This is a genomic window from Rhodococcus sp. NPDC019647 (genome assembly GCF_044389235.1).
Taxonomy (GTDB): Bacteria; Actinomycetota; Actinomycetes; order Mycobacteriales; family Mycobacteriaceae; genus Rhodococcus_F; species Rhodococcus_F oxybenzonivorans.
Genome location: NZ_JBIRXS010000011.1, coordinates 1 through 16,201 on the forward strand (window position 1 = coordinate 1; position 16,201 = coordinate 16,201).

The 16,201-nt window shown below is 66.1% G+C and carries 16 protein-coding genes and 1 pseudogene; 7 read left to right on the top strand and 10 right to left on the bottom strand.

The window, feature by feature from the left end:
- The 3 genes and pseudogenes from ACH49N_RS20115 to ACH49N_RS20125 all read right to left on the bottom strand — a co-directional run.
- On the bottom strand, nt 1-1,654 hold a 1,654-nt coding region (locus ACH49N_RS20115; RefSeq protein ID WP_358274182.1), incomplete at its 3' end, for a zinc ribbon domain-containing protein.
- Nucleotides 1,655-1,763: 109 nt separating this feature from the next.
- Nucleotides 1,764-2,312: pseudogene (locus ACH49N_RS20120) on the bottom strand (recombinase family protein); the annotation flags it as partial.
- 295 nt (nt 2,313-2,607) lie between these two features.
- Nucleotides 2,608-3,858, bottom strand: coding sequence for a macrolide family glycosyltransferase (locus ACH49N_RS20125; RefSeq protein WP_397504753.1), 1,251 nt, complete (start codon nt 3,856-3,858; stop codon nt 2,608-2,610).
- Between the two features lie 93 nt (nt 3,859-3,951).
- Here ACH49N_RS20125 and ACH49N_RS20130 point away from each other — a divergent pair, with 93 nt between their 5' ends.
- Nucleotides 3,952-4,542, top strand: coding sequence for a TetR/AcrR family transcriptional regulator (locus tag ACH49N_RS20130; RefSeq protein ID WP_159924500.1), 591 nt, complete (start codon nt 3,952-3,954; stop codon nt 4,540-4,542).
- 126 nt (nt 4,543-4,668) lie between these two features.
- On the opposite strand, the gene ACH49N_RS20135 is transcribed toward ACH49N_RS20130, so the two are convergent.
- A complete protein-coding gene (locus tag ACH49N_RS20135) occupies nt 4,669-5,241 on the bottom strand; it encodes a PIN domain-containing protein (protein WP_358274185.1) in 573 nt (190 codons plus the stop codon).
- Between the two features lie 10 nt (nt 5,242-5,251).
- Nucleotides 5,252-5,815: a helix-turn-helix domain-containing protein gene (locus ACH49N_RS20140; RefSeq protein ID WP_159924498.1), complete on the bottom strand. Its 564-nt coding sequence runs from the start codon at nt 5,813-5,815 to the stop codon at nt 5,252-5,254.
- A gap of 289 nt (nt 5,816-6,104) precedes the next feature.
- Here ACH49N_RS20140 and ACH49N_RS20145 point away from each other — a divergent pair, with 289 nt between their 5' ends.
- Complete coding sequence (locus ACH49N_RS20145; protein ID WP_358274187.1) at nt 6,105-6,479, top strand: hypothetical protein; 375 nt, start codon at nt 6,105-6,107, stop codon at nt 6,477-6,479.
- A gap of 210 nt (nt 6,480-6,689) precedes the next feature.
- Here the strand turns inward: ACH49N_RS20145 and ACH49N_RS20150 are convergent, their stop codons facing one another.
- From ACH49N_RS20150 to ACH49N_RS20170, 5 genes are all read right to left on the bottom strand, one after another.
- The gene (locus ACH49N_RS20150) at nt 6,690-7,328 is read right to left on the bottom strand and encodes an RES family NAD+ phosphorylase (protein WP_358274189.1); all 639 of its coding nucleotides are present in this window, start codon (nt 7,326-7,328) and stop codon (nt 6,690-6,692) included.
- 7 nt (nt 7,329-7,335) lie between these two features.
- Nucleotides 7,336-7,932 carry a hypothetical protein gene (locus ACH49N_RS20155; RefSeq protein WP_358274191.1) on the bottom strand — a complete coding sequence of 199 codons (597 nt, stop codon included), beginning with the start codon at nt 7,930-7,932 and terminating at the stop codon, nt 7,336-7,338.
- 589 nt (nt 7,933-8,521) lie between these two features.
- Nucleotides 8,522-8,884 (bottom strand): PH domain-containing protein, encoded by a 363-nt coding sequence (locus tag ACH49N_RS20160; protein ID WP_358274193.1) that lies wholly within the window; start codon nt 8,882-8,884, stop codon nt 8,522-8,524.
- Between the two features lie 56 nt (nt 8,885-8,940).
- The gene (locus ACH49N_RS20165) at nt 8,941-9,762 is read right to left on the bottom strand and encodes a class II glutamine amidotransferase (RefSeq protein WP_159924492.1); all 822 of its coding nucleotides are present in this window, start codon (nt 9,760-9,762) and stop codon (nt 8,941-8,943) included.
- A 151-nt stretch (nt 9,763-9,913) separates the two neighbouring features.
- The gene (locus tag ACH49N_RS20170; RefSeq protein WP_358274195.1) at nt 9,914-10,924 is read right to left on the bottom strand and encodes an AraC family transcriptional regulator; all 1,011 of its coding nucleotides are present in this window, start codon (nt 10,922-10,924) and stop codon (nt 9,914-9,916) included.
- Nucleotides 10,925-11,126: 202 nt separating this feature from the next.
- Between ACH49N_RS20170 and ACH49N_RS20175 the strand changes: the two genes are divergently transcribed.
- From ACH49N_RS20175 to ACH49N_RS20195, 5 genes are all read left to right on the top strand, one after another.
- Entirely contained in the window at nt 11,127-12,101 is a 975-nt protein-coding gene (locus tag ACH49N_RS20175; RefSeq protein WP_358274197.1) for a quinone oxidoreductase, read from the top strand.
- Nucleotides 12,102-12,139: 38 nt separating this feature from the next.
- A complete protein-coding gene (locus tag ACH49N_RS20180) occupies nt 12,140-13,054 on the top strand; it encodes a TauD/TfdA family dioxygenase (RefSeq protein WP_358274199.1) in 915 nt (304 codons plus the stop codon).
- Between the two features lie 49 nt (nt 13,055-13,103).
- Nucleotides 13,104-14,156, top strand: coding sequence for a 3-keto-5-aminohexanoate cleavage protein (locus tag ACH49N_RS20185; RefSeq protein WP_358274200.1), 1,053 nt, complete (start codon nt 13,104-13,106; stop codon nt 14,154-14,156).
- A gap of 107 nt (nt 14,157-14,263) precedes the next feature.
- Nucleotides 14,264-15,592, top strand: a complete 1,329-nt coding sequence (locus ACH49N_RS20190; RefSeq protein ID WP_358274201.1) for an MFS transporter — start codon at nt 14,264-14,266, stop codon at nt 15,590-15,592.
- Nucleotides 15,593-15,608: 16 nt separating this feature from the next.
- Nucleotides 15,609-16,196: an alpha/beta hydrolase gene (locus ACH49N_RS20195; protein WP_358274202.1), complete on the top strand. Its 588-nt coding sequence runs from the start codon at nt 15,609-15,611 to the stop codon at nt 16,194-16,196.
- The last annotated feature ends 5 nt before the right edge of the window (nt 16,197-16,201 follow it).

Here is a 16,201-nt window from a genome sequence, read left to right on the forward strand (position 1 = left end):
AACCCGCCGAGGAGGTGGCGCCTGCGGCTCTGACTGCATAACCCTTACGAGGAGTCACGCGACGACCGTCGTACACCACGCCCTGGGACTTGACCTGCTCGGCGATCCGAATTTCCGGGTTCCGGCCGCGCCTGTGGACTGCTGCGCGGCGCCCCAGTAGTGCACGTTTGGCGAGGTTCACCCCTGCTACGTGATCACGATTGCCGCCGACCTTGCACCGCGCGCACCACGCCCGGTGATAGCCGCCCGGCCGGGAGAACTTGTCGTTGCAGCCCGGGCACAACGCCGACGTGCCGCGGGCCGGTACCGACACCACCGCCACACCGACCCCCGCGGCCGTGTGTGCGAGAGCGTCGACGGCTTTACGGCGCGCGGACTGCGCGGCCCGGTTGTTGTTCACCCGGCCGTGCCCCCGGGTTTCGAGGGTGCTGAGGTCTTCCACCCCGATCACCGTCGCGCCCGCCGCGGCGGCGTACTCGACGATGTGGCGGGCGAAGTGGACGGCCAGTTCCCGGTTGATCTTGCCCCGTTTGACACCGACCGCGACGCGGTGGGCGTCGAGGACCGCGATCTTGTTTTCCAGGTTGACGCGCACCTCGGGTGGTGCGGTCGCGGCGAGCCGCGTCAAACGTGCAGCCTTACGATGCAGGTGTTGACCTTCCGCTTGCAGGCGGGCCAGCCTGATTCCCAGGCCCCGGTCGTCGTAGGTGAAGCCCCGGTAGTCCGAGACCAACCCGTCCGGGCCTTCGGTGACGATGGCGGCTGCTCCGAGGGTGGACGGTGACCAATCCACTCCCACCGCCGTAGATCCCGACGTCAGATCGGGCGCTGGAACAGATTCGGTGGCAGCGCAACGCAGCAGCAGGCCTCGGTGATCGAGGACGAGAGTCGGCAGATGCCAGTCCGTAATAGCTCTGGTCTGCAGGTGCGGTGGGATCGCGGCGATCAACCGGACCCGCCGCCAGTGCGCCCGCCCGGTCGGGACCGGATTCGTGGGAAGTTTGACCGTCAACACCATGACACCGTCTGCGACGGTGATCTGCGAGAGCTGCTTGTCGGCGGCGGAAAGCCTCGCCATCACCGGCGTCCGCGGCGGTCCCTGCACGTCGGTGATCCGCAAGCAAGTAGTGGGACCACCCCCGCTTCCAGTGCCGCGCGAGCGCGCAGTGAGTTGCCGTGCCACGCCGCGCGCGAAGCCGGCCGGCACATAGTCGCCAGCCGTGGTGGGCGGCGTCAGTCGGCGGGTAGCCGGGTCGAACCTGGCCGACAGCGACCCGATTGCGGTATCCCGGTACGCCAAGGTGCGTAGCGTGCCAACCGCCTGGGAGGTGACCACCCGGGTCACCCGCGATGGCACGTACACACCGGTGGGGTAGGTCGGGTGCCAGCCCAGACGCGCCGCAGCGACATGCCCCTGCACCGGGAGCTTCCGGCCCGAACTGTCACGTCCGGCGGTAAGGGCATCGAAGGTAGCCGGTTGCCACAACCGGAACACCAACTCCGATTGCGCGGCATCGATCAGGTTCAGCAGCCACCGAACACGAAAATCGATGGTATCGAGCCCAATCGGGGCGCCGGTAGCGTCGTCGACCGCCGCGTACGGGCGGGTGGTGAACGAAAACTGACGCGGCACAGTGAATCCGGCAACAGTCATCGGCTATCCCTCCTCCAACCTCGCTGCCGCATCGCCCGAGAAGTCGGCGTTGATTCTGTTTCGACCGCAGCCGGTAGAACCGGCCCGACAACGACGCCGGCAACGCCATGAAGTCATCCATCAACTCCTCCCCCACCGATGTGTCGCCATGCTCCCGCAGGACCTCGACCGTAACCCCGACCACCGACAAGTACCTTTCGATCCAGGCGACTCCGAACCGGGCCAACCGATCCCGCCACACCACCCGCACCACCGTGAAGTGGCCTTTCGCGGCGTCGTCGAGCATCCGGTCCACACCGGCCCGCGTTTCCCGCACACCAGAACCGCGATCCTTGTACACCCGATACACGGACCCGGAAGCGCTCTCGCGCAACATCGACTCCTGATCGGCGAGCGAGGACTCCTGCCCAGTCGAGCCGGACACCCGGCAGTACAACGCTTCCACCCGGTCGACCGGAGCGTTGTCAGTGGCAGGTCGGCCGAGGTAGGCGTCGAGGTCAGCGCGATCAAACACGCGCTGACCGGAACCCGTACGCCGGGAGGGCAACCGGCCTTCCGACGCAGCCTTACGGACGCCCACGACCGACATGTTCAGATACGCCGCGGCCTCACCAATTCGCATGAATCGAGAGCAGCAGAAAGAATCAGGAAGTATCATACGTCACATCAACTGTTGAGAGCCTGCGCGTCGTATCCGCCATCGCGGAACACCTCGGCCTCGTCGAATCACCCAATCTGCCGCAGCCGGTGCAGGGTCTCGCCGAAGCCGCGCGTTCACGAATCAGTGACGCGCTGCGGCAGGTTGACGATGTGCTGTGATCTGCAGGGACACACCAGCCCGTCCGTGCTGTTACCCAGGCCCGCCTTTGGCTGTCGAACGCGCCAGCGGCAACGGCAGGTGCAATGAGAAGCCCTTCAAAACGCGTGATTGCCGATCCCGTCAGATCGTCGAGCTACCCACGGCCCGCATCATTGCTCGCCATCGGTGAGCATCTTTCCTCGAGAAATTCCTCGATCACCCGGACGGCGGCATCCACCCCACCCGCAGAACGCAGCTCGGCCGCGAGCTCCGCGCTACGGCGCCGGACCGGCTCGGTGTCGATGTGCGCGAGCGCGTCCCGCAATCCGGTGGCCGACACCTCCGAACTGTCCACTCGCACCGCCACTCCGGCGGCCACGAGGGCGTCGGCGTTCTCGAACTGGTCGGTGGCCTGCGGTGCGGCGATCATCGGGGTTCCCGTGAACATTCCCTCGCTGGACCCGCCCATGCCGGCATGGGTGAGGAACGCGTCGGCTTGCCTCAGAATGTCGAATTGAGGCACCCAGCGGTGAACCTCGACGTTGCCGGGCACGGTTCCGAGTTCGGCGACGTCGACGTGCTGCCCGATCTGCAGAACGACATGCCAGCCGTCGAGGTCGCCGAACGCCTCGATGCAGCGTCGGTAGAAGTCGGCGTGATCGGTGAACGCCGCGCCGAGCGAGATGAGCAGCACCTTGGCCGCGCCTGCCGGACGTCGCCACCGGCCGTCGGCAGGCCGTCGGGTGGGCAGCGCCGGTCCGACGAACGTGTAGACATCCTCGTTCACTCGGTCGGCGTTGGGCTGCATAGATTTCGCGATCAGCACCACCGCTCGGGTGGGGCGCCCGTAGAACTCGTCCGGGTCGGTCTCGACACCGTTGTCCACCAGAAGTTTGCGCTCCCGTTCGTACAGGGCCGCCCCGCGTGGGTCTGCCCGCATCGTTTCCACGAACGATCTCATGTCGTCCTCATAGCCCTCCCACGCGACGTACGTCGGCGACAGCTGCACGATCGGCACACCCCATTCCTCGGCGAGAACCCGGGCAGGCCCTCCCGCGATGTCGTAGAGGAACAGGTCGGGGCGGTCGTCCTCGTACAGCGACCGTAGTTGCGGCAGCATCGACTCGTACTCGGTCTGGAACAGGGTGAGCTGATCGATTGTGTCTCCCTCCCAGGACTTCTCCGACCCTTCCGTCGCAGCCGCGGTGTTCACGCGCGGCAGCGTCGAGGTGTACTCCTTGAACTCCGCCCCGGCGCTCTCGATGACGTCCTTGACGGCGGCGTCGTTGGCGTACGTCACGCGGTGACCGCGTTCGACAAGTTCGCGGAGAATTTCCAGGCTCGGGTTGACGTGCCCGGGCGCCGGAATGCTGACCATGGCGATGTGTGAGCGAGTCATCTTCATCCTTTCGATACGGAACGGTCCGTCTCGGTCAATAGTGGCACGTGCGAAAGTCTGAGTCAAGACGATACGTCTCGTCTGGTCTATGATCAGTTCATGCCGTCCGCCGACAATCCCCGCCGTTCCGAACGGTCCCGCGCCGCGATCGTGCAAACCACGCAGGAACTCATCCGCGAACTGCCCTACGCGAGAATCAGTATCGAAGGTATCGCCGCGCGCGCGAAGGTCGGGAAACAGACCATCTACCGGTGGTGGCGATCCAAGGGTGCGCTCGTCGTGGACGCCCTGCACGAACAGAACGCGGCCCGTGCTCACGAGACGCTGGTCCTACCGGACACCGGCGACCTCGCCGCCGACATGCGCCTGGTTTTACGGGCCACGGTCGACGAGTTCACCTCACCGGAATTCGAACCACTGTTCCGGGCGCTGTCCATCGAATCGCTGCAGGATCCTGCACTGCAGAAACAGATCGTCGAGCGGATCTACCGGCCGCAGTTCGAGTTCGTCGCGGCTCGGTTTCGTTCCGCGCAGGACGCCGGCCAGATGCGGCCCGACGTCGACCTCGTCCTCGCGTTCGAGTTGTTCATGGCGCCGATGTTCTACCGCTGGCAGAGCGGAGCGCATCCACTCACCCACGACCACGCGGACGCCGTCGTCGACCTGGCGATGTGCGCCCTCGCACCCTGACGAAAAAGCAGTCCAACAGAGGCAAGACCATCGATGAAACGCCGACTGACTGGCTAGCTAAGGAGGTCGGCTAAACCGCCGCGGCACAGCTCAATTCAGCACGTGAGGGCCACGTCCGGATGGCAATCAGCCTCGATCGCGCAGCAGCGCTACCGCATCGTCCATGCCGTAACGCGCCACCAACTGATCGAGGACCTCGTCCACGGTCATCGGTGGTCGCGCCAGGCGGGTCGCAAGCATCTCGACCGCCCGCGCCGCCGCAGTCGGTAACACCGACACCGTATCGGCCGCAAACTCCGCCGGCGAGACCACCTGGATGTGTCCCGGAATTTGGGCTTCTGGAAAGTCTTTCCGATTCAGGGTGACGATCACCCCGGCTCCGCCCACGACGGCGGCCGCAACGACGTGCTCATCGTCAGGATCCGGCAGCGAGAACGTACCCTCGAGCGGCTCCCAGCCAGTCACGAGGGCGTCGTCGAAGTGCTCGCGCATCGTCCCCACGAGCCGCGCACCAGTCGCTTGCGCCGCCGCCGCACTGTGCCCGCGTCGTTCGAGCTTGGCGGCCTCATGGAATTCGAGCTCGTCGAGAATTGCCTCCGACCACAACGGCCGGTACAAGCCCTCAACGGCCATGGACAGCAGAAAGTCCCGCTGCAGGCTCGGCCAGAGAACACAGGTATCGAGAACTGCTGCGAACACCCCGGCAGCCCTATCGACCACCCATCGCAGCTGACCCGCCACCACTGCGGGTGCGCCGACGCTCCGCGACCGCCCGTCGCGCGATCTTCAACTGCTCAGCCACCATCGCCGGATCGTCCTCGTCGTCGATCTCGACAGCCGTCTGGGCGAGCGCCTCGTACTGGCGGGCCCGGCGCTGCTGCTGATACTCGAGCACATCGCGCAACAACAGCCGATGCCGAGTGCCGACCTTCTCCGCCGGCAACTCCCCCACATCGATCAGCCGGCGCACCGTCGGCCGGCTCACTCCCAGCAGATCCGCGGCCTGCTGCGTCGTCAACATCGTCGCCCGCGGTGCCACCGTCACCGCACGCCCGGCCTGCAATGCGGCCACAACCTGCTTGAGCGCCGCATGCACCTCCGCCGGCAATTCCACCTGATCATGCTCACCTGCACCGACCAACAGATACCGCGGCTCCACCCGGTCGCCGCGTCGTCGCTCATGCGCATCGAGGAACCCCACCACCTCCGCCAACCCAGCGCCCTCTGCCGCCTGCGGCAGGTACGTGTGCTGATCCAACGCCTGCGCACCCATTCTGAACCCCTTCCATTCGAAATAATCGTAACATATTTCGATTCTTTCGAATAGGTGCGTGCCCTGCACCCGGGACGAGTGATCACCGAGCCCGACGGCGCGGGCAGCCACTCCCCCTGCCGAGCCGAAACAGACATTGCGCGATCTCCGCGGAACCCCTCCCAGGGGTAGTTCCTTTCCCCCTGCGGGTCACCGACCACCCCCTCCGGGGAGTTATCGAACGCCGACTTCCGGCGAAAACTAGTAGTCGTCCGAGAACACCAAAACCCCGAACTTCAGGAGCCACAGAATGTCCTCGACCACAACACGCACCGCAGCCGCAGCCGCAGCCGGCGTCGCCCTCGCCTTCGGTGCCGTACTGGCCCAGAGTGCCACCGCCGCAGCAGTACCCACCGATGCCGCCGGACCGAACTTCCCGCACACCTTCCAGGTGCGCGACCGTATCGGATGCGCCAACGCGTGGCCCATGGTCGCCTGCGATGCCCCCGACGAGGATGTCCCCGAGCAGGTCGAACTCTATGAGCCGGGCACCTCACTCACCCAGCCGGGCGGCGTCGACCTGTTCGGCAACTCCAGCGCCACGTACCACGCCGCGAACTACCCCCTCGAACCCGACGACGGCGTGATCTCCCATTCCCTCGACCCCGACATGCCCTGGATCTGACCACCGCCGGGCTCCGTCGCCGAGTTCCCCTCGCCGCCGGAGCATACCGGTGACGCGAACTATATTGACAGCCAATCCTTTCCGCGGTGCCGGCACTTCGACTTCTGTCAACTGTAGGGCGGGTATAGCATTCTGTGACCGATCCGTATGCGGGATCGGAGTGGCCCCTGGATCGGCCATCGAGAACAGATCGAGCGCCCAGTGGGCGGATCAAGGTCCGAGTGCCGCGTTGTGCGCGGTGAGAATCGCACCCAACAGGTAGTGGCCGTCTGCGGAGTCGAGCGCGATCACGCCTCCGACCGCGGTGACGGCGGGATGGATATGTGCTGCGGGCTCGTCGGCCAGCATCCAGGCGAGAGTGTTCTCGTCGTGCCGGGGACGGTATTGCACACCATCGACATCGGGGTTCGCGGCGAGGATCGCGGCCACCCATCGACGGGTGTGTAGATACCCTGAGGGGTCGCACTTCGACAACCAGGCGCCGGCATTGATCCGGGACGCCCCGGTCCCGGTCAGATCCACGACCTGGACGATGCGGGTGGTCCGCAGTTCGCTCAGCACCCGGCGGGCGATCTTCACCTGCGGGATCAGCCGAGGGGACTGGTCGACCGGCAGGTTGCGGCAGAGCGTCTCGGCAACTGCCGCGCCCGGGCTGTCACCGACGTACAGGTACGCGTAGGAGCCGTCGAGACTGTCGAACCGGCCCCCGACGCGCGCGCGAGGTCGGGCGGTGGGATTCAACTCCGCGGCATCGCGGGTGGCGCTGTGGATGCGCCACAGCGACGTATCGGCGGGGATCGTGGTAATCAGGGCAGCAGGCAACGGTGTGGGTGGATCCGGGTAAGTCACTGCCGATTCAATCCTGCGTCAGGTCGTCGGCCATGTCCCGCAGATCCTGATCGTGCCCGCCTTCGACGGCGAGCGCAGCCGGTGATCGCGGGTCGTCGGCGAAGTCGGTCGGGCTCAGCCACCAGGACGCTACCCCCCACGGGTCCTCCTTCGCACCCAGGGTGCGGTTGATTTCGGCGACGATCGGGCGGACCAGCCGGCGTTCGGCGTCGAACTGGAAGGCGGGATACAGCTTGTGTCCCGACACCGGTAGCGCGATCACCGTGCCGGACGCCGACAAGCGGCTTGCAGTGTTCCGGCTGGTTGCCGCCTTTCCCAGGACACGGCTGACGGCGGTGGAGTCGAGCATCTCGTGCTGGTCGACGATCGAGTTCAGTACCGATGCGACGATTCGCGTCCGGGCGACGGCCGCGGCGGCCGGGTTGGCCACCGCACGCTCCTGTTGACGTGCCAGCGCAGGGCTCATCGACAGCAGCGCCGTCACGTCGTCGCGGACGGGACGCAGGGCCGGCCGGCGGGAGAATTCCTCGACCAACAGCTCGACGAGGTCCGGGTCCGACAAGGCATGGATCGAGTCGCGTGCGCGATCTCGGTCGACGAGCATGTGCATCACCTCCGCTGGTGCCAGAAGTGTACCGCGTACCGTCCGTGTCAGGATAGGGCCGTGGACAACACGGGCGTCCACTCGCCGCGGGACAGCATCTGCCATCATCTCGGCTATCGCGGTCAGTCCTCGGGTGAGACGTCGCGGACCGCCGTGGCCAGGTGCTCGACATCGGTGCCGACGGCGGGCAGAGTCACCGGTGGTGCGGGCAGTGGTGGCCACCACTGGCAGCCCGTTGACGAGCTGATCCGGTATATCTCCGGCTACCAGCAAGGTCCCCCAAGCATTGCGCGCACGAAGGTACCCCCGGATTGTGGGTCGGCAACGATGGTGATTACCAGGCTTTTTCGCTTGCAGGTGCCGACCGCAGCCCGTCTTCTATTTTCTCGCGATGATAGGTAAAGACGAATTTGATGTTGACACAGATTGCTCCGTCTTTCTTGACGGGGTTCCCGGCGTTACGTGAATCCTCCGGCACAGGGACCACCTGCACGAGATCACGACGTCGCACGTTGCACTTGGCGAGCTCTCCACCCCGTCGCCAGGCACGTCACCTTGCGAGTTCGAAAAACTTACAGTTTCCGCCACATCACGTGATGTGTCCGAGGATCACGGTGTGAACGTGATGGGCCTTGTCGACGCCGCGGAAGTCGGCTTCGTATGTGGTCCCAGCGACGGCGAGGGCGATGCTGCTGGAGGAGAAGAATTGGCCGGCCCACGATTTGTTGCTGAGGAATGCGATCGACCGGATGTGCTTGTAGGGGATGGACGTGATCGCGGTGCGCTTGCCGACGAAGCTCTTGTCCTGGATCACGACGCGCAGGTTCGTCATCCCGAGGAAGCCGGTACCCGCGCCGATGCAGTCGTAGACGGCGATGATTTGCTCACCGGGAAGGATTCCCTGTTCGACCTGCTTCAGCTGCTCCGACTTGTCGAAGATCGGTTCAGTCATGGCGACTCCTTCGATATCGGTGCGGAAGTCCATTCTCGCAGAGAGAGGCCCTGCACTCAGCCGGGTGAGATCGGCTCGAATGGCCGGATCTCGTCCTGCCCGGGTCGAACGACTCCGGCGGAGGACTCGGGCACCTCGTTCCACGCGCCTTCGAGGTCGCGGAGGGGTTCGGAAACCACGAAACGAGTCTCCCCACCCAGTTCGTGCAAGACCTCGACTTCGGGGTGCAATGCGCGCAGCTTCGCGAGTTCGGTGGAGAAGAACAGCGACCTCGACTGCCGTTCACTCGAGTACCGGAAGACCCACAGCGATTCACCCTCGGTGGTGGCGACGGTCATCTGCACCGGATGGTCGACACCGTGTGCTCGGCCGACGTCTTCGACGAAGCCGACCGCGCGGGCAACCGCACCGAAAGGATCGTCGGCGAGGCCGAATGTGAGGGCGAGGAAAAACAACGTTTCGGAATCTGTCGAACCCTCGATGTCGAGGAACAGGGCCGGGTCGACGGCCATCACCAGGTCGCGTCTGATCTCGTGGAATCCGCGCAGGGCGCCGTTGTGTACCCACAACCACCGCCCGTGCCGGAAGGGGTGACAATTGCTGCGCTGCACCGGTGTTCCCGTCGAGGCACGCACGTGAGCAAGCAGCATCCGCGTTCGCACTTGGCCGGCGATCTCCCGCAGGTTGCTGTCGTTCCAGGCCGGTTCGATGCTCTTGTACACCGCCGGCTCACTGCCTTCGCCGTACCAGCCGACGCCGAATCCGTCACCATTGGTGGTCGTCGCCCCGAGACGCGAGTGCAGACTCTGATCGATCAGCGAGTGTTTAGGGCGGAACAACAGGTCCTCCGCGAGGATCGGTTCACCCGAGTAGGCCATCCACCGGCACATACCTCAATCCAAGCACTCGCCACCGGCCGCGGGGGCGGAACTGGGAAATCCTCTTCGACAGCTGGCTCGTCCTGTGGTGTGCCTCGACCTCGGGACCATCAACGCCCCCCTTCGCCGCCCCGTGCCCGGAAGACATGAGCTAACCGCGCTCACCCGTTCGCTGCTCCCGCCAACGGCTGGGGCTGACCCCGAAGTGCCCGCGGAACCATCGTGAGAAGTTGCTCGGCGCCGAGAAAGCCAGCACGTCCGCGATCTCGGTGAGACTCAGCCGAGGATTCGCCACCATCCGTTCGGCGAGCTCGGCGCGGGTGCTGTCGAGGACCGTCGAGAACGACTCACCATTCTCCGCGAGCCTGCGGTGCACAGTCCTCCGATCCACACCTAGACTGCGGGCCACCTGCTCGACGGAACAGCGGCCGGTGGGGAGCAGTAGTTCGATCAGCTCGCGGACCCGGCTCACGATCGTCACGTCGTCGACCGGTTCCCAGGAGTCCAGCAACTGCTGTGTGTAGGGGCGGAGGAGCGGGTCGGACATCTTGTTCGGCGCGTCCAGGTCGGCCGCCTCGATGACGATGCCGGCGAACTCGTTCTCGAACGTGACGACTGGACCGAACAATCGCCGATGCGTTGCCGTGTCCGCCGGCGCCGGGTGTGGAAAGCACACCGTGAGGGGTCTCCAGCCGCCGCCGAGGAAGTCGCGCAGCAATCGGTGCAGCACGCCGACCGCGAGTTCGATGGACTGCCGAGTCTCGAGTGCCTCGCCGAGATCGAGTTCGATGCGGAGGGTCACCAGGCCGCTCACCTCGGACATCCGCGTCCGCAACGCCTCGTTGTACGTGTGCGCATACCGAGTGAGCACGCGCAGGGCACTGCGGACGTCGGGTTCCTCGCGGACGACGAGACTGAGCGGGCCGAGGTTGGAGAACTGTCTGCGTTCGGCAAGGCGCACTCCGAAGTCTTCTTGCCCGGACGCCTCCACCGACTGCTCGAGGAGGCGCGCGATCGCCGCGGCCGGGACCCACCGGTCCTGTAGTGCCAGGCCGGACGGATCGAGGCCCGCGGATCTCATCAACGGCGCCGGGTCGATCCCGAACGACCGGCACAGCTCCAGGTAGCCATTCAGCGACGCGTAGCGCGCAAGGGGTTTCATGCCACCTCCGATTGCCTGTCCCAGAATGATAGGCCGACTGTCCCGTCAGGATAAGCGCCGGGCCCCGCATGACCGTACTGTTAGGTGCATCACAGAAGCGGCGCGGAGAGGTGATCGGCCACACCGAATCAACCCCGCCAACCGGCCGCGAGCGGCCAGCCGCGGCACCGCACCGATCATCACGTTGAAGAGGAGAAACACTGTGGCACAGGCAGTTCGGTTCTACGAGCACGGCGCTCCGGAGGTCATGAAGTGGGAGAACGTCGAGGTCGGAGAGCCCGGCCCCCACGGAGTCCGGATCCGGCACGAGGCCGTCGGACTGAACTTCGCCGACACCTACTTCCGTACCGGCCTCTACCCGGCCGAACTACCCGCAGGCATGGGTGTGGAGGCGGCCGGTGTCGTCGAAGAGGTCGGCTCCGGCGTGACCCACGTGCAGGTCGGCGACCGCGTCACCTACACGGGCAGCCCGCTCGGCGCCTACAGCACCGAACGCGTGATGCCGGCCGCACCGCTGATCCCGCTGCCGCAGGCGATTCGCTTCGACACCGCGGCTGCGATGACCATGCGGGGTCTGACCGCGGCATACCTGCTGCGCCGCATCTACCCGCTGAAGGCGGGCGACACCGTGCTGCTGCACGCGGCGGCCGGGGGCGTCGGCCTGATCTTCACTCAGTGGGCGAAGTTGCTGGGCATCAACGTGATCGGCACGGTGTCGACCGACGAGAAGGCCGCGATCGCCCGCGCCCACGGGTGTGAGCACGTGATCGTCTACACCCGGGAGAACGTCGCCGAGCGGGTTCGCGAGATCACCGACGGCGCCGGCGTCCCGGTGGTGTACGACAGCATCGGCGAGTCCACCTTTCAGACCTCGCTCGACTGCCTCGCCCGGCGCGGACTGCTGGTGTGCTTCGGAACGGCCTCCGGACCGATTCCGCCGATCAACGCGATGCAGTTGGCAGTCAAGGGTTCGCTGTTCGTGACCCGCCCCGCTCTCGCCGACTACATCGCCGACCCGGCAGAGCGCGCCGAACTCGCCGGTGAACTGTTCGGACACGTCGAGGCCGGCCGGATCCGGATCGAGATCAACCAGAGTTACGGGCTCGAGGACGCCGTCCAGGCGCACCACGATCTCGAATCCGGCCGCAGCATCGGCTCCTCCGTGTTCCGACTCTGACAGCGGGCCACCACATTCACCCCGACGGAGACACCACCATGACCGACACCGCGCAACTGACCTACTCGCCCGAACCACACACGATCCTCTCCCCTTCCGGGTCGTTCCGGATCGCACCACTCACCTGCTCGATCGGCGCCGAACTGTTCGACGTGAACCTCGGCGATGCCGCCCGCGACGACGCCCTGTTCGCCGAACTGCGGGAACTGCTGCTCGAGTACAAGGTCCTGTTCCTCCGCGACCAGGACATGTCCCGCGCCGAGCACGTGGCGCTGGCCGAGCGGTTCGGCCCGCTCGAGGACCACCCCGCCGTGGGGAGCGACCCGGACCACCCCGGGCTGGTGCGCATCTACAAGGACCTCGACAGCCCGGCCGACCACTACGAGAATGCCTTTCACTGCGACGCCACCTGGCGCGAGAATCCGCCCATGGGCTGCGTGCTCCGTTGCGTGGAGACGCCCCCGATCGGCGGAGACACCATCTGGGTGAACATGGCCCTGGCCTACGACAAGCTGCCCGACGCGGTGAAGAAGCAGATCGACGGACTACGCGCCCGGCACAGCATCGAGGCGTCGTTCGGTGCCGCGCAGCCGCCGGAACAGCGGCAGGCGCTGCACCAGAGATTCCCCGACGCCGAGCACCCCGTGGTGCGCACGCACCCGGAGACCGGCGAAAAGATCCTGTTCGTCAATGCTTTCGCGACCCACTTCGTCAACTACCACACCCCGGAGCACATCCGGTACGGCATCGACTACGCGCCCGGCAGCAGCAACCTGCTCAATTACCTGATCAGCCAGGCGTCGATTCCCGAGTACCAGGTGCGGTGGCGCTGGACCAAGAACAGCGTCGCGATCTGGGACAACCGGTCAACCCAGCACTACGCGGTCCAGGACTACTGGCCCGCCGTCCGCAAGATGGAACGCGCCGGGATCATCGGCGATCGGCCCTTCTGAAACTTTCTCTCCCCCTGTTGATCCGAACCACCTCGAACGGAGAACACCCATGCACTTCCACGACGACGCCCTCTTCCCCGAGACCCAGGAGAAGCTGGTCATCACCGCCGCCCCGTACGGCCCCGAGTGGGAGCCGGACGACTTCCGCGAAGACCTGCCACTCACAATGGACGAGCACGTCCAGAAGGCGGTCGACTGCTACGAGGCCGGCGCCACCGTCCTGCACATCCACGTCCGCGAACTCGACGGCAAGGGCTCCAAGCGGTTGTCGAAGTTCAACGAACTGCTCGGCCGCCTCCGGGAGGCCGTACCGGACATGATCCTGCAGGTGGGCGGATCGATCTCGTTCGCACCCGAAGGTGAAGGCGCCGACGCGAAGTGGCTCAGCGACGACGCTCGGCACATGCTCGCCGAACTCGACCCGAAGCCCGACCAGGTGACCATCGCCATCAACACGAACCAGATGAACATCATGGAGTTGATGACCGCCGACGACATCGCCGGCACCTCGTTCCTGCGTCCGGAGATCGCAGACGCCTACCGTGAGATGGTCGTGCCCTCCGGACCGTCGTGGGTGGAGGAGCACCTGAAGCGTCTGCAGGCCGCAGGAATTCAGCCGCACTTCCAGCTCGCCACCGTAGCCCAGCTCGAAACTGTCGAACGCCTCATTCGGCGCGGCGTGTACACCGGCCCGCTGATGGTCACCTGGGTCGGCATCGGCGGCGGCTTCGACGGCCCCAACCCGTACAACATGATGGAGTTCATCCGCCGCACCCCGGACGGCGCCGTGCTCACCCTCGAAACCCTGATGCGCAGCGTGCTCCCGATGAACACCATGGCGATCGCCATGGGCCTGCACGCCCGCTGCGGCAACGAGGACACCATCTGGGGTCGCAAGGGCGAGAAGATCACCTCCGTTCAGCAAATCGAGCAACTCGTCCGCATCGCCGGTGAACTCGGCCGCGAGGTCGCCACCGGCAAGGAGGCCCGCGAGATCTACAAGCTCGACGAGCGGTACGCCGACGCCGAGGAGACCCTCGCCAAGATCGGATTCGCGCCCAGCCGCCGGCCGGGACAGCTCGGCTTCACCCAGCACGCCTGAGTGTCGGTGCCGGGGGAACTCGCATCGTGACCGGGGAGAGAGCCGAGCAGATCGCCGCTCGCTCTCTCCCCACCCCTTTATCACTCCTGTCCGCCATAGGAGGCCTCATGGGACTGCCTGCCACCACCGCCCTGAACACCACCACCCCGAAGACCACTGCCCCGAAGACCGCACCGGCCTCCCGGTCCCGGTTCTATCCCTGGATCGTCTTCGCACTCACCTTCGGTCTGCTGCTGTCGGACTACATGTCCCGCCAGGTCCTCAGTGCCGTTTTTCCGATCCTCAAAGCCGAATGGACGCTGACCGATTCGCAGTTGGCGTCGCTCAGCAGCATCGTCGCACTGATGGTCGGCCTGCTGACGCTCCCGCTGTCGCTGCTGGCCGACCGGTGGGGCCGGGTGAAGAGCCTGGTCCTGATGGCCGTGCTCTGGAGCATCGCCACACTGCTCTGCGCGGTGGCAAGCAGCTACGAGCAGATGCTCGGAGCCCGATTCCTCGTCGGCGTGGGTGAGGCCGCCTACGGCAGCGTCGGCATCGCCGTCGTCCTCAGCGTGTTCGCCCCGCGAGTGCACTCCACGCTCAGCGGCGCCTTCATGGGTGGCGGATCGTTCGGGTCCGTGATCGGCGTCGCCCTCGGTGGCGTGATCGCTGTCAACCTCGGCTGGCGCTGGTCGTTCGCCGCCATGGCCGTCTTCGGACTCATGCTCGTCGCCCTCTTCCGGGCTCTCGTCTCCGAACGAAAATTGGCTCTGCATGCGGCCGACGACGACCCGGCCGACACACCCGGTCCCACCGGATTCCGGGCGCCGATCTCGAGCCTGTTCACCACCCCCGCCGTCGTGTTCGCCTACGTCGGTGGTGGTCTCCAGATGTTCACCGCGGGTGTCCTGCTGGCTTGGCTGCCGAGCTTCTTCAACCGCTCCTACGGCCTCGCACTCGACAAGGCCGGCGCGATGGCGTCGATTTTCGTCCTCCTCGTCGGCAGCGGCATGGTGGTGTGCGGAATGATCACCGACCGCATCAGCCGCAACGATCCCGCGCGTAAATGGACCACCGCGGTGGTCTTCGGCGTAATCTCCCTCGTCTTCCTCGGCACCGGCTTCCAGATGCCCTCCGGCACGCTCCAATTGGTTCTGATCGGCATCGGTGCCTTCTTCTCCGCCGGCTCGTCCGGTCCCATCGCCGCCATGGTCGCGAACCTCACCCACTCGTCGGTGCGTGCCTCCGCCTTCGGCACACTAACCCTGGCCAACAACCTCCTCGGACTGGCACTGGGACCGTTCGTCGTCGGGGTGCTGGCCGACCGCTTCGGGCTTGTCACCGCATTACAGATCGCACCCCTGATCTACATCGTCGCGATCGTCGCCCTGATCCTCGGCAAGCGCGCCTACCCGGCCGGACGCCGCAAGCTCGCCGCCCTCACCGCTACCTCATAGGAAACCGGAGCCACTCGTGACTACCTCCACCTCACCGACCGTGGTGATCGTTCCCGGACTGCGCGACCACGTCGCCGACCACTGGCAGACGCTGCTCGCCGAGAGACTCGACACCGTGCGAACGGTGCCGCCGCTCGAACGCGACAAGTTCAGCCTGGCTGCCCGGATCGCGGCACTCGACGACGTCCTCACCGACATCGACGGCCCGGTAGTCCTGGTCGCGCACAGTGCGGGAGTGGCGATCACAGTCCACTGGGCCCAGCGGTGCACCCGCCCGGTCCAGGGCGCCCTGCTCGCCACTCCACCGGACCTCGAGGAACCACTGCCCGCGGGGTATCCCACCCCCGAGGACCTCGAGCAGGGTGGCTGGGAGCCCGTCCCCCGGCGCCGGCTGCCGTTCCCCAGCGTCGTCGCCGCCAGCACCAACGATCCGATGGCTCGCTTCCGCCGAGTCGCCGGAATGGCCGAGTCGTGGGGCAGCCGGCTCGTCGACCTCGGAGCCGTCGGTCACCTCAATCCCGCCGCCGGCTACGGGTATTGGCCGTACGCCGAGGAGTTGCTCCGGGAGTTGATCGACTCGACGGCCGCCGCCGCGCTGTCTTAGCGCAT

Excerpts from the sequence above, each read along its gene's own strand:
- ACH49N_RS20165 (WP_159924492.1), bottom strand. The coding sequence starts at position 9,762 with ATGGCCTACTCGGGTGAACCGATCCTCGCGGAGGACCTGTTGTTCCGC.
- ACH49N_RS20180 (WP_358274199.1), top strand. The coding sequence starts at position 12,140 with ATGACCGACACCGCGCAACTGACCTACTCGCCCGAACCACACACGATC.
- ACH49N_RS20160 (WP_358274193.1), bottom strand. The coding sequence starts at position 8,884 with ATGACTGAACCGATCTTCGACAAGTCGGAGCAGCTGAAGCAGGTCGAA.
- ACH49N_RS20190 (WP_358274201.1), top strand. The coding sequence starts at position 14,264 with ATGGGACTGCCTGCCACCACCGCCCTGAACACCACCACCCCGAAGACC.
- ACH49N_RS20185 (WP_358274200.1), top strand. The coding sequence starts at position 13,104 with ATGCACTTCCACGACGACGCCCTCTTCCCCGAGACCCAGGAGAAGCTG.
- ACH49N_RS20155 (WP_358274191.1), bottom strand. The coding sequence starts at position 7,932 with ATGCTCGTCGACCGAGATCGCGCACGCGACTCGATCCATGCCTTGTCG.
- ACH49N_RS20145 (WP_358274187.1), top strand. The coding sequence starts at position 6,105 with ATGTCCTCGACCACAACACGCACCGCAGCCGCAGCCGCAGCCGGCGTC.
- ACH49N_RS20130 (WP_159924500.1), top strand. The coding sequence starts at position 3,952 with ATGCCGTCCGCCGACAATCCCCGCCGTTCCGAACGGTCCCGCGCCGCG.
- ACH49N_RS20140 (WP_159924498.1), bottom strand. The coding sequence starts at position 5,815 with ATGGGTGCGCAGGCGTTGGATCAGCACACGTACCTGCCGCAGGCGGCA.
- ACH49N_RS20170 (WP_358274195.1), bottom strand. The coding sequence starts at position 10,924 with ATGAAACCCCTTGCGCGCTACGCGTCGCTGAATGGCTACCTGGAGCTG.
- ACH49N_RS20125 (WP_397504753.1), bottom strand. The coding sequence starts at position 3,858 with ATGAAGATGACTCGCTCACACATCGCCATGGTCAGCATTCCGGCGCCC.